The organism is Oleiagrimonas sp. (genome assembly GCF_027858935.1).
Lineage (GTDB): Bacteria > Pseudomonadota > Gammaproteobacteria > Xanthomonadales > Rhodanobacteraceae > Oleiagrimonas.
Genome location: NZ_JAQIBU010000350.1, coordinates 1 through 11,817, shown reverse-complemented (window position 1 = coordinate 11,817; position 11,817 = coordinate 1). Strand labels below are relative to the sequence as shown.

12 protein-coding genes and 1 pseudogene are annotated in these 11,817 nt (G+C 63.3%); 9 read left to right on the top strand and 4 right to left on the bottom strand.

Translation table 11 applies throughout. The annotated features are described in order from the left end of the window. On the top strand, window positions 1–254 hold a 254-nt coding region (locus PF446_RS13270), incomplete at its 5' end, for a hypothetical protein (RefSeq protein ID WP_343224687.1). Between the two features lie 6 nt (window positions 255–260). Here PF446_RS13270 and PF446_RS13265 read toward each other — a convergent pair. After that, on the bottom strand, window positions 261–1,742 hold the full coding sequence (locus tag PF446_RS13265) for a RimK family protein (protein ID WP_298072384.1): 1,482 nt from the start codon (window positions 1,740–1,742) through the stop codon (window positions 261–263). A gap of 200 nt (window positions 1,743–1,942) precedes the next feature. Between PF446_RS13265 and PF446_RS13260 the strand changes: the two genes are divergently transcribed. Further along, on the top strand, window positions 1,943–2,416 hold the full coding sequence (locus tag PF446_RS13260) for a GNAT family N-acetyltransferase (protein ID WP_298072382.1): 474 nt from the start codon (window positions 1,943–1,945) through the stop codon (window positions 2,414–2,416). Window positions 2,417–2,422: 6 nt separating this feature from the next. Here PF446_RS13260 and PF446_RS13255 read toward each other — a convergent pair whose 3' ends face one another. Next, window positions 2,423–3,109 carry a hypothetical protein gene (locus tag PF446_RS13255; RefSeq protein WP_298072380.1) on the bottom strand — a complete coding sequence of 229 codons (687 nt, stop codon included), beginning with the start codon at window positions 3,107–3,109 and terminating at the stop codon, window positions 2,423–2,425. A 115-nt stretch (window positions 3,110–3,224) separates the two neighbouring features. On the opposite strand from PF446_RS13255, the gene PF446_RS13250 reads away from it, so the two are divergent. The 7 genes from PF446_RS13250 (at window position 3,225) to PF446_RS13220 (ending at window position 8,709) form a co-directional block, all read left to right on the top strand. Beyond that, on the top strand, window positions 3,225–3,401 hold the full coding sequence (locus PF446_RS13250; protein ID WP_298072378.1) for a lipoprotein: 177 nt from the start codon (window positions 3,225–3,227) through the stop codon (window positions 3,399–3,401). Window positions 3,402–3,407: 6 nt separating this feature from the next. Beyond that, entirely contained in the window at window positions 3,408–4,250 is an 843-nt protein-coding gene (gene dapF, locus PF446_RS13245; protein ID WP_298072376.1) for a diaminopimelate epimerase, read from the top strand. 68 nt (window positions 4,251–4,318) lie between these two features. Next, complete coding sequence (locus PF446_RS13240) at window positions 4,319–5,005, top strand: DUF484 family protein (protein ID WP_298072374.1); 687 nt, start codon at window positions 4,319–4,321, stop codon at window positions 5,003–5,005. A 5-nt stretch (window positions 5,006–5,010) separates the two neighbouring features. Continuing rightward, a complete protein-coding gene (locus PF446_RS13235; RefSeq protein ID WP_298072372.1) occupies window positions 5,011–5,907 on the top strand; it encodes a tyrosine recombinase XerC in 897 nt (298 codons plus the stop codon). Between the two features lie 141 nt (window positions 5,908–6,048). Next, on the top strand, window positions 6,049–6,603 hold the full coding sequence (gene hslV / locus PF446_RS13230; RefSeq protein ID WP_298072370.1) for an ATP-dependent protease subunit HslV: 555 nt from the start codon (window positions 6,049–6,051) through the stop codon (window positions 6,601–6,603). 63 nt (window positions 6,604–6,666) lie between these two features. Continuing rightward, window positions 6,667–8,019 carry an ATP-dependent protease ATPase subunit HslU gene (gene hslU / locus PF446_RS13225; protein WP_298072368.1) on the top strand — a complete coding sequence of 451 codons (1,353 nt, stop codon included), beginning with the start codon at window positions 6,667–6,669 and terminating at the stop codon, window positions 8,017–8,019. A gap of 75 nt (window positions 8,020–8,094) precedes the next feature. Continuing rightward, the gene (locus tag PF446_RS13220) at window positions 8,095–8,709 is read left to right on the top strand and encodes a hypothetical protein (protein ID WP_298072366.1); all 615 of its coding nucleotides are present in this window, start codon (window positions 8,095–8,097) and stop codon (window positions 8,707–8,709) included. Window positions 8,710–8,860: 151 nt separating this feature from the next. Here the strand turns inward: PF446_RS13220 and PF446_RS13215 are convergent, their stop codons facing one another. Continuing rightward, window positions 8,861–11,173: a S9 family peptidase gene (locus tag PF446_RS13215; protein ID WP_298072364.1), complete on the bottom strand. Its 2,313-nt coding sequence runs from the start codon at window positions 11,171–11,173 to the stop codon at window positions 8,861–8,863. Window positions 11,174–11,535: 362 nt separating this feature from the next. After that, window positions 11,536–11,817: pseudogene (locus PF446_RS13210) on the bottom strand (tRNA uridine-5-carboxymethylaminomethyl(34) synthesis GTPase MnmE); the annotation flags it as partial.

Genomic DNA, 11,817 nt, shown 5'->3' with positions numbered 1-11,817 from the left:
AAAGTGAGGACATCATCATGCATGACACGAACCCTGAAACCCGCCGCCATCGGGCCCTGATCGCCCTGATCTGGATGCTGTGCGGAACCCTGCTGCTGTTCACGCCACTGGCCTGGCCCAATATGGTGCTCGGATGGAGCGCCCCGTTCTGGCTGGTCGGCGCGCCAGCCACCCTGCTGCTGGCCCTGCAGCCGCGCCTGCCGCTGTATCTCCTGGCCGGAGCGCCCGCGCGACGTACACGCGCCCGCGGTTGAACGATCTCAGCCGGTCACGCCCAGGCGCTTGCGCTCCAGGCGGCGCACCAGCTCCTGCATGATCCGGCGGTAGAGGTCCTCGCCAAGGTAGCCATCCTCAACACCGGCATCAATGGACGGATTGTCGTTGACCTCGATGACCACGCTGCCCTCCGTGGTCTGCTTCATGTCGACTCCGTACAGCCCATCGCCGATGGCATTGGCGGCCTTCACCGCGAGGCGCACCACGTCCGAAGGCGCCTCGCGCACCGGGAAGGTGCGAAAGCCCCCGGCCTTGGGTGCCCCCGTACCGCCGTGGTTGTAGATCTGCCAGTGCCCGCGCGACATGAAGTACTGGCAGGCGTAGAGCGGTTCGCGATTGAGTACGCCGATGCGCCAGTCGTACTCGGTGTACAGGTACTGCTGGGCGATCAACAGCGCGCTGTGGCCGAACAGTTCCGTGGCGGTCCGCTTCAGTGCCTCCAGGCTCTCCACCTTGACCACGCCGCGCGAGAATGCGCCATCGGGAATCTTGAGCACGATCGGCAGCCCCAGCAGGTCGGGCAGGGCATCCAGGCTGCCGGGATCATCGCGCATCAGGATCTCGGTGCGCGGCACAGCCAGCTTGCGCGAGACCAGCAGGTCATGCAGGAAAATCTTGTTGGTGCAGCGCAGGATCGAGGACGGATCGTCGATCACCACCATGCTTTCCTGCTCGGCGCGGTGCGCAAAGCGATAGGTATGATGGTCGATGGCGGTGGTTTCGCGAATGAAAAGGCCGTCGTACTCGGCCAGACGCGAATAGTCGTTCAGGCCAATCGGATCGACGTCGACGTCCAGCTGTTTGCCGGCTGCAACGAAGGCCTTCAGCGCGCCGCGGTTGGACGGGGGCATGGCCTCGTCCGGATTGACCAGCATGGCGATGTCGTAGCGGTAACGCTTCCGCGCGCGCGGTTTGCGCCACAGTTTCTTGGCGAAGTGGTCCAGTGCCTGCGCGAAGGCATCCTCCTGCGCGTCATCGAGCGTATGCAGGCCCAGGGGGCGGATCGCCGCAATCTGCCACATCCGCTCGCGTTTGAATTCGATACGCAACAGCGGGCAGGGAAACAGTTCGAACACCTGGCGCGCCAGGTCCTGCAGGGTCGGATGCGCGCTCTGACCGAAATACATCTCGATGCTGAAATCGCTGACGTCCCGCGCGCTGGATGCCAGCACCTGGTCCAGCTTCTGGTTCAGGTCCTCGATATCCAGTCCGTAGAGGGCGCGGCGGCGCAGGCCATTGATGGAGCGCACCGACGGAATCACGCGGTGGCCGCGCGCCTCGGCCAGCAAGGAAACGTAGTAACCGGTCCCCAGGTACTTGTAATTGCGGCACAGGTTGATGACGTGCGTTCGTTCGTTGCCGCCGGGTGGTTCGCGCAGATAGTCTCGCGCCGCCACCACATGCGTGGACGGATAATAGGCACCCCAGTCGGAGGGGTTTTCAACAACGATCACCAGCCGGCTCATGCATCCTCGCTGTAACGGTCAGGCAAACCGACCCCGGACTCCAAGTCCCGCAAGCGACGGAGGCGAAGACGGGAGAACGCGGCAATAGTGGAAGTGTGGCACAGCCCGAAGCGTGCGCAAATGGGTTGCGCACCGCCCGATGCATAAACGTTCAGTGACTGCCGCTATGCGCTTGCTGGATGCACAAGTACAGTGTGCGCGTGAATGCCGAAACTAACGCTCCTCCCTTGATTCGCACCGCACGCCTCGCCGACCTCGAGGCTTTACTCGCGCTGGAGCAGACCAGTTTCAGCAGCGACCGGATCAGCCGGCGGCAATACCGGCATCATCTGCACAGTACTGCCGCGATCGTGATGGTGGCCAAGCAATCGGACCTGCTTGTCGGGAGTGCTCTGGTGCTGTTTCGACGTGGCACCCGGATCGCGCGGCTGTACTCGCTGGCCATTGCCGGACAGGCGCGTGGCCGCGGCATCGGACGCGCGTTGCTGGATGCCGTGGCGGCGAAGGCGCGTGCTCGCAGCTGCACCCGGCTGCGGCTGGAGGTACGCCCGGACAACGCGGCCGCCATCGGCCTCTATGCCCGGGCAGGTCTGGTCCGCATCGGGCAGCGACCGGATTTCTACGAAGACGGCAGTGAAGCCTGGATCTACGAGCTTTCGCTGGCCGGTGGCTGAGCCAAGTCACCCGCCGCGCCGCTGCAGCCGCAGCGCGGTCGCCGGATCCGGACGCGCCACCAATGCGCCGGTGGCCATGAGATGCACCTGGTAACGACCCCCGTCGACCAGCGGCAGGTACACACCACTTCCGTAGATGGTGTCGACCATCGGCAACCAGTGTGGATAACGCATCTGCAGGCTGAACAAGTCCATGTCACCGGCTCGGTTGAAGTCGACCACGGTGTGCGGTGCCGTCCGTGCCTGTTGTGGATCGTTGTAGCGACCCGAAAGACGATCCAGGCGATACACCGGCGGGACCCCGGCCAGCACCGCGGGCAGCTGCCACTTGAGCACGATGGCTTCGAGACGGAAGTCGTCGCCGTACATCCGGATGCGCCGTTGCGATCCGTCCGGGCGCTGCAGGACCAATTGCCACTGTTGTGGCCCCATGTGATGGGCCGTGATCCTGGCCACCGGCGATTCCGCGGCCAGCACGCGGTAGCCGCGCAATGACAGACCGCCCCCGGCCGCCAGCGCGGCCAGCGCCAGGAACACCAGCGCGAGCATGGCCCGCCAGCTGGCGGCCATACGGCGCCGATCCCGCAGGCGGCGACGGCAGGAAACGCCGTGGCCGATCGACACCAGCAGCAATACGGCCGCCGCGATCAACAACACGGTTGCAGGCAATTGCAACAGTTCGGTCCAGTTCACGTCATCAGTCTCCACCGGTCTTGCGAGCGGTTTTCGCAGCATCCTGTATGGCCACTGGCGAGCACAGGATGCTGCGTGTCTATACTACCGATGCTTTCTTCAGGAATCTGTCCTCATGCGCCGTATGCTGACTGTTCTGCCCCTTGTCTGCTTCCTGTTCCTGATCAGCGGCTGTGGCAACAAGGGACCGCTGGTGCGCGCCGATAACGCGCAAGCCGCACCCCGGCCGGCGGCGGCCTCCAGCACACCGGCCACCGCCGCAAGCACCCCGCGGCCGGACCCTGCAGGCTGATCGACCATGCTTGTGAACTTCACCAAGATGCATGGCCTGGGCAACGATTTCGTGGTGATCGACGAACGCAAAAACGAGATGCCCTTCGATGCCAATGGCATCCGTGCCCTGGGCGACCGTCATACCGGCATCGGCTTCGACCAGCTGCTCGGCATCGACAAGGCCGGGGACGATGACGATTGCGCGTTTCGCTACTCCATCTGGAACAGCGACGGCCAGGTTTCGGGTCAATGCGGCAACGGCGTACGCTGCGTTGCGGCCTGGCTGCACCGTGCGGGCGAGCTGAAGCTGAACCAAGAGGTGCGCCTGCGCAGTCCGTCGGGACCTGTGAGTGTGCGCCTGATCGATGCTGAAAGCGTGACCGTGAACATGGGAGAGCCGGACTTCGAGCCGAGCCGGATCCCCTTTGATACGCCCCACCAGGCCGAGAGCTATCCGCTGGATATCGATGGCGCGCCACTGACTCTGGGCTCGGTTTCGATGGGCAATCCGCACGCTGTGGTCCAGGTCGAGGACCTCAAGGCATCCGCGCTGCAACGCCTGGGCCCCCAGATCACCACGCATCCACGCTTCCCCGAGGGCTGCAACACCAGCTTCGTGAAGTTGTTGGACCGTACCCATGTGCACATGCGCGTGCATGAGCGCGGCAGCGGATGGACCCAGGCCTGCGGTACCGGCGCCTGCGCAACCATGGCCGTGCTCCGGCTGCTTGGCAAGGTCGATCACGAGGTCGATGTGCGTCTGCCGGGCGGCCATCTCATGATCTCCTGGGACGGCCCCGGCAAGCCCTTGTGGATGACCGGACCGGCCTGCTTCGTGTTCGAGGGTCGCCTGCACGTGGACGCATGATGCGCCTGATGACTTGTTCCTGATCGTGCTGACACGCACACTTGACCCATGACCACGCGGAGCCCGACATGGCAGACATGACGCTCAAGGATGGATTGCAGGCGATGGATATCGCCGAGTACCTGCGCAAGCATCCGCTGTTCCTGAAGGATTTCCCCGAGCTTGCGATGTCGCTGAGCATGCCGCGTGAGCATGGCCCGGCCTCATCGCTGGCCAGTTATCAGGTAGACGTGCTGCGCAGCAAGAACCGCGCCCTGGAGACCCGGCTGACGGAACTGATCGAGATTGCCGAGGACAACGAACAGCTGATGGTACGCGTCCATTCGCTGACCATGGGGCTGCTGCGCTCGGACTCGCTGATAGAAAGCATCCGCAGTGTGGTCGCCGGACTGATCGAGGATTTCGACACCGACCTGGTGCGTGTGCTGTTGCTGCGTGAGCGAGGCGACCTGCCCGAAGCCGACTGGCTGCTGGTCGAATCCGGTGGTATCCAGGCCCTGCCGGCTTTTGCCGAATTCCTGGCCCGCGTCGATCCGATGGTGGGTCGCCTGGCCCAGGACAAGCTGGTCCGTCTGTTCGGCGAGCATGCGTCCAATGTGCAATCGGCGGCACTGATGCGACTGGGCGAGTACGGCATGCTCGCCATCGGCAGCCTGGACGGCAATCGGTTTCATCCCGGCATGGGCTCGATATTCCTGAAGTTGATCGCCGAAAGCGTGACCGCTTCCATTCGCCGCTTCACTCGCGGGGACTGAGGCTCATGACCACGCCGGCACTTCGCGTCGAGGCCTGGTTGCAACAACTGCGCGTGGAGCGTGCGCCGTCGGCACACACGTTGTCGGCCTACCGTCGCGACAGCGCCAAGCTGCTGGCATGGATGCATGCGCAGCAAATCAACCGCTTTGCCGACCTGACGCCCGATCGCATGCGTGCCTTCGTGGCTTCGCAGCACCGCGGCGGCCTGTCGCCAAGCAGTCTGCAGCGCCTGTTGTCCTCGTGCCGCAGCCTGTTCCGGCAGCTCATACGCGAGGCCCTGCTCGATCACGACCCCAGTGCCGGCGTACGCGGACCGAAGACGCGGCGCAAGTTGCCCCAGGTATTGGACACCGATGCGGCCACCCGGCTGGTGGAGACGCCCATCGAAGGTCCGCACGGCCTGCGCGACCGCGCCATGCTGGAGCTGTTTTATTCCTCCGGCCTGCGCCTGGCCGAACTGGTGGGCCTCAATTGGCGCGACCTCGAGCTGGAAAACGGTCTGGTGCGGGTACGCGGCAAGGGCAACAAGACCCGCATCGTGCCGGTCGGCAGATTCGCCATCGCCGCGCTCAGGGACCTGGCCGCGAGTCTTGATGCAGACCCAGCCAGCCCGGTGTTCCGTGGGCGTGGCCAGGCTCGCATCAGCCCGCGCACCATTCAGGCCCGGATGCAAAAGCTGGCGCTCGAACGCGGTATCGCGCAACGTATCCATCCCCATTTGCTGCGTCATTCCTGTGCCAGCCATCTGCTGGAGTCATCGGGCGAGCTGCGGGCGGTGCAGGAATTGCTCGGTCATGCCGACATCGCCACCACACAGATCTACACCCACCTGGACTTCCAGCACCTGGCCAAGGTCTACGACGCTGCGCATCCGCGGGCGCGTCGCAAGCAGGAGTCATAAACTGCTGCGTGTGGGTTTGCCGCGTTTTCGGGCTGCAGGCTTTGACTCCGCCACCCGAAGCACCCGGTTTAGGCCACCCACCCTTGGAATCGGCCGGCGACAACCCATCTTTCGTCACTCACCAGATCGAAACGAGTTGTCATGGATTCCTTTCACGCCACCACCATCGTCTCCGTGCGCCGCAACGGCCGTGTCGTGATCGGCGGCGACGGCCAGGTCACCCTCGGCAACACGGTGATGAAAGCCAATGCATGCAAGATCCGGCGCCTGGGCAAGAACAGCGACATCCTGGCTGGATTTGCCGGAGCCACGGCCGATGCCTTCACGCTGTTCGAACTGTTCGAGGACAAGCTGGTCAAGCACGGCAACAACCTCGTCCGCGCTGCCGTGGAGCTGGCCAAGGAATGGCGAACCGACCGTCGTCTGGGCAAGCTCGAGGCGATGCTGGCCGTCGCCGACAAGGACGCCTCGCTGCTGATCTCCGGCAACGGCGACGTGCTTGAGCCCGAAGACAGCCTGATCGCGATCGGCTCCGGCGGCCCGTTTGCCCTGGCCGCTGCCCGCGCCTTGATGGTCGACTCGGACCTTGATGCTCGCGCCATCGTCGAAAGGGCACTCAAGATCGCCGGCGATATCTGCATCTACACCAACCACAACACTTCGATCGAGGAACTGGACGCTGTTGCGAACCCATAGACGCCATCGTCCGCAATCCGATCCTGGCTTGATCCCCGGCCCCGACTTCCACTGGTCCCCTTCATGTCCGAACTGACTCCCCGCGAAATCGTCAACGAACTCGATCGCTTCATCATCGGCCAGAACGACGCCAAGCGCGCCGTCGCCATCGCGCTGCGCAACCGCTGGCGGCGGATGCAGCTGGAACCTGCGATGCGCAACGAGGTCACGCCCAAGAATATCCTCATGATCGGCCCCACGGGCGTAGGCAAGACCGAGATTGCACGGCGCCTTGCCAGCCTGGCCAATGCGCCGTTCGTGAAGGTCGAGGCGACCAAGTTCACCGAGGTCGGCTACGTCGGCAAAGACGTCGAATCGATCATCCGCGACCTCGCCGACCAGGCCTTCAAGCTGACCCGTGACCAGGCCACGCGGCGTGTACGCTCCCAGGCCGAGGACCGTGCCGAGGACCGCATCCTGGATGCATTGCTGCCGCGTCGGCAAAGCGATTCGGCCAGCGACTGGAACCAGGACGTCGCACCACAGAAAACGATCGAGACCGACACCCGCCAGAAGCTGCGCAAACAGCTTCGCGAGGGCGCGCTGGATGATCGCGAGATCGAGATGGATCTGAACATGAACATCGGCGTGGAGATCATGTCGCCGCCGGGCATGGAGGAGATGAGTCAGCAACTGCAGCAGATGTTCCAGAACATGGGCGGCGGCAAGACCCAGAAGCGCAAGCTTGCCATTGGCAACGCCCGCCCGCTGCTGGTCGAGGAGGAAGCCGGCAAGCTGGTCAACGACGAGGAGGTCCGCGCCGCAGCGGTCGAGTCCGCCGAACAGAATGGCATCGTGTTCCTGGACGAAATCGACAAGGTTGCTCAGCGCTCGGATTACGCCGGCGGCGCCTCGGGCGTCAGTCGTGAGGGCGTGCAGCGCGACCTGCTGCCGCTGGTGGAAGGTTCGACGGTCTCGACCAAATATGGCCCGATCAAGACCGACCACATGCTGTTCATCGCCTCCGGCGCGTTTTCATTGGCCAAGCCGTCGGACCTGATACCGGAGCTGCAGGGCCGACTGCCGATCCGGGTGGAACTCTCGGCGCTTTCGGTGGACGACTTCAAGCGCATCCTGCGCGAGCCCAACAATGCGCTGACCAAGCAATACGTCGCCTTGCTCAATACCGAAGGCGTGGAACTGGTCTTCACCGACTCCGGCATCGATCGTCTGGCTGAAGTGGCCTTCCAGGTCAACGCCCGGACCGAAAACATCGGCGCCCGCCGCCTGCATACCGTGATGGAACGGCTGCTGGAGACGATCTCCTATGAAGCGACGGATAAAAGCGGCGAAAAGTATACGATCGACGCCGAATATGTCGATAAAACACTGGAAAGCCTGGTCGAAGACCAGGATTTGAGCCGCTACATCCTGTAAACCGCAGCATCTCTGGATTGCATGCCGCCTGCGCAAGGCGGGTCCAGGGCTTCCCGGTGATAGAATCACAAGGCTATGGGTACCGTTCTTCGCATTCACAATCGCGGCCATCGCGTTCGCCTGCAGCAGGCCCGGCAACAGGGCCAGATGATCCGTCTGTGGCGAGGCGGTCTGGAGCACGGCAGCTTCTGCGGCTACGTGGCCGGCGTTGGCCGCGAATTCTTTCTGCTGCACGTCATCGGTGACGGCATCACCGACGACGGTCTGTATGCCATGCGTCACCGTGACGTGACCGAACTGGAACTGCCCGATCAGCATGCCCCGTTCATCGAAAAAGCCCTGGTGATCAAGGGAATCCAGCGTCGTCTGGCCCCGGACTTTCCGCTGGACGATGTCGCGCAGGTGATCGCGGCCGCCCACCGTATGGCGCCGGTGATCGGCGTGCATGTGGACAGCGAGGATGAATCCGAGGTGTGCTACATCGGTCGACTGATCGACCTGGAGGAGGAGACCTTCGGCATGCAGGAGATCAGCCCCGACGCTGAATGGTTGCGCGAGGTCTCGCAGTTTGCCTGGAGCGAAGTGTCCACCGTGAGCATGCATGACCCCTATGCAAGCGCCCTGCTGGCGGTGGCCGGTTCGGCGCCAGCGCTGCAAACCAGTGGTCCCGACGTCGGACATTTGTCCTGAGTCGGGCACCGCCGCCGGATTGATGTTCACCAAACGCATCCTGCCGGCCCCATGTTTCAGGGCCGGCAACATCAGCGCCTGCATCAACGTTTGGGGCCACGCAGCGTTCGCACGGCCTTTCGACCTGCGGATCTGACGAATGTCTCGCGACTCAATCGATGCCGACACCGCCTTCGTCGGGGGAAGGCGTCGAAGGATTCGTCGCGGCTTTCTTCGCTGGATCAACACGGCACTGGCTGCCGCAGTCGCCCTTGACGGTATGCTCGAAGAAATCATCGATCAGGTGGTACACGTGGCTGCGCTGACCGGGCAGGTTGAGGCCATGCTTGCCGCCGGGGTAGGTCATCAGGCCGAACTGGATGCCCCGCTTCTGCAGCGCCGCCATCAATTCGGTTGAATTGAGGAACAGCACGTTGTCGTCGGCCATGCCGTGAACCAGGGTCAGCGGCGCGGTCAGGCCGTCCAGCCACGCCAGCGGGGAACTGCGCGTGTAGCCCGCCGCATTGTCCTGCGGCCGGCCCAGGTAGCGTTCGGTGTAGAAGGTGTCGTACAGATGCCAGTCGGTGACCGGCGCCACCGCCACGCCGCCAGCCAGATCGGTCGAGTCCTTGGCCAGCAGCATCAGTGTCATGTAACCACCGTAACTCCAGCCGAACACGCCGATCCGCTTGCCGTCGACCCAGGGCTGCTGCTTCAGCCAGTCGATGCCGGCCACCTGGTCGGCGACCTCGGCCACGCCAAGCTGCTGGTCGATCACGTCGGAGAAACGCCGACCGCGTCGCGCCATGCCGCGGTTGTCCAGGGTGAACACCACAAAGCCCTGCTGGGCCATGTATTCGGCAAAATAATCGACCCAGCCTCGTGTGACCATCTGCACATGCGGCCCTCCGTAGAAGGTGTCGAACACCGGGTAGTGCTTGTCCGGGTCGAAATCGAGCGGCTTGTAGACACGGTAGTAGAGCATCTGGCCATCGTCGGCCTTGATCTGGCCGAATTCGGGAGTGACGTGGCTGTCCATGTAGGGCCAGTACGGGTGGTTCTCGTCCAGTCGGTTCTCTTCGATCCAGGCCAGGAAGCTGCCGTCGGCGCGATGCACGCTGACCTGCGGTGGCGTGTTCGGATCGGAAAACGTGTCGACATAGAAGCTGCCGTTGTCCGCGAACACCGTCTGGTGGGTTCCGTCGCGCGTGGTGATTCTTTGCGGATGATCGGCGCTCTTTCCGTCCAGCCTCAGCGCGTAGACCTGGCGATCGGGTACGAAGTCGCGGTTCGAACTGACGTAGACCAGTCCTTTGCGGGTATCCACCGCCAGCACGCCATCCAGGTTCCAGTCACCGCTGCTGACAGGGTGCATCAGCTTGCCGTCCAGACTGTACAGATACAGGTGATGGTAGCCGCTGCGATCACTGCCCCATAGGAAGGCGTTTTTGCCCGCCAGGAATCGCAAATCCTTGTTCAGGTCGATCCAGGTGCTGCTTTTCTCGGTCAGCAACACGTGCTGCTTCAGCGTTGCGATATCCACCAGACGCAGTTGCAGCGATTTCTGGTCGCGCGGCATCCATTGGTAGCTCAGCCGCTTGCCGTCCGGTAGCCATTTCACCCGGGCGAGGTAGAAGTCCGGGTCATTGCCCAGATCGATCCAGCGCGTGGCGCCTCCGGTGGGCGCGACCAGGCCCAGCTTCACGCTGACATTGGGATCGCCGGCGAAGGGATAGCGCTGCTCGACCACGGCGGTGTGGTCTGCATACAGTTCCATGCGCCGTGTCACCGGAACCGGTGAAGCGTCATAGCGCTCGTAGGCGATGGACGAGTCGTCCGGAGCCCACCAGTAACCGTGGCTTCGCTCCATTTCCTCCTGCGCCACGAATTCGGCCTCGCCGTTGTGCACAGTACCGCCGCCATCGTGGGTCAACTGCCTGGTTTCACCACTGGACAAGTCGATCACCCAAAGGTTCTGGTCCTGCACGTAGGAAACGTATTGCCCGCGCGGCGAGATCCTGGGATCCAGGGCATCGCCGCCGGTATCCAGCGCAGTCACGGCATGACCCTTCGGTGCATCCAGCGCATACAGATACAGGGTCCCGGCGACGGGGATCAGAAGTTTTTTGCCATCCGGCGACCATTGGTAGTCGACAATCCCGTGCATTCCAGCGGTCCGTTCCCGCTCACGACGGGCCTGCTCGGCCTCGGTCAGCTCATTGCCGCTGGCCGCCAGCCGGCTGGAATCGACCAGCATGCGGATGTGTTGGTCACCGATGCTGTATTCCCACAGGTCGAAGGTGTGCTGATCATCGCTCCTGGCCCGCAGGAACGAAACGCGGGTTGCGTCCGGCGAGACCTTGAGGTCGCGCACGGCCGTGCCATCCAGGCTGCCGCCGTTGAAAATGCGATCAATCGTGAGTTTCTTGGCCATGGCAGGACTTGCTGAAATGGCCAGTATGCCGGCCAGGACGAGTGCGCGCATCGTGATACCTGAGATCTTGGGTGGAAACACGGACGATTAAACCGCGTGTGCGTGCCGGCGTCGATACACGCAAGGGGCAGACGCCAGCTTCCTTGCCGCCACTGTGGTTCGGAGAGCCGCACGATTCGGGCTCGCCGGTCATCGGCATCCCGGGTTCCTGATCGTCCATGGCGGGGATGTCGTTGTTGCTCGAAATGGCGCCACATTCCTGGTGAACTGTAGCCCTTGCCGCTGTTCACTCGACGCCCCCGCTTTCCCAAGTCTTCAAGTGACATCTGTGGACATGAAGAGTTGTATGAATGGCTATTTGAAACCATTTATAGAGCAATTCTTGAAGGCCATGGACTTCGGTGGACAACACACTACTTTCCGATGCAGAACGAACCGAAGATCGCGCCCAAAAGATCGTCCGCGTGGTACTCGCCGGTAATCTCTGACAGCGACTGCTGGGCCTGGCGCAGATCCTCGGCGGCCAGTTCTCCGGCACGCGTGAGTGCGAGCGCCCCGGCGGCGGCAGACAGGTGCGTTGCGGTGCGCTCCAGGGCCAGCACGTGGCGTCGCCGCGCGCTGAAGGCACCCTCCATGTCGCTGCCTGCATGCCGCTGCAACAGTTTGCGCAGCAGGGTCATGCCTTCGCCGGTTCG

What these genes read in the sequence shown, in the direction of transcription:
- PF446_RS13265 (WP_298072384.1), bottom strand. Translation starts at nt 1,742, where the DNA reads ATGAGCCGGCTGGTGATCGTTGTTGAAAACCCCTCCGACTGGGGTGCC.
- PF446_RS13250 (WP_298072378.1), top strand. Translation starts at nt 3,225, where the DNA reads ATGCGCCGTATGCTGACTGTTCTGCCCCTTGTCTGCTTCCTGTTCCTG.
- dapF (WP_298072376.1), top strand. Translation starts at nt 3,408, where the DNA reads ATGCTTGTGAACTTCACCAAGATGCATGGCCTGGGCAACGATTTCGTG.
- PF446_RS13240 (WP_298072374.1), top strand. Translation starts at nt 4,319, where the DNA reads ATGGCAGACATGACGCTCAAGGATGGATTGCAGGCGATGGATATCGCC.
- PF446_RS13235 (WP_298072372.1), top strand. Translation starts at nt 5,011, where the DNA reads ATGACCACGCCGGCACTTCGCGTCGAGGCCTGGTTGCAACAACTGCGC.
- hslV (WP_298072370.1), top strand. Translation starts at nt 6,049, where the DNA reads ATGGATTCCTTTCACGCCACCACCATCGTCTCCGTGCGCCGCAACGGC.
- hslU (WP_298072368.1), top strand. Translation starts at nt 6,667, where the DNA reads ATGTCCGAACTGACTCCCCGCGAAATCGTCAACGAACTCGATCGCTTC.
- PF446_RS13220 (WP_298072366.1), top strand. Translation starts at nt 8,095, where the DNA reads ATGGGTACCGTTCTTCGCATTCACAATCGCGGCCATCGCGTTCGCCTG.
- PF446_RS13215 (WP_298072364.1), bottom strand. Translation starts at nt 11,173, where the DNA reads ATGCGCGCACTCGTCCTGGCCGGCATACTGGCCATTTCAGCAAGTCCT.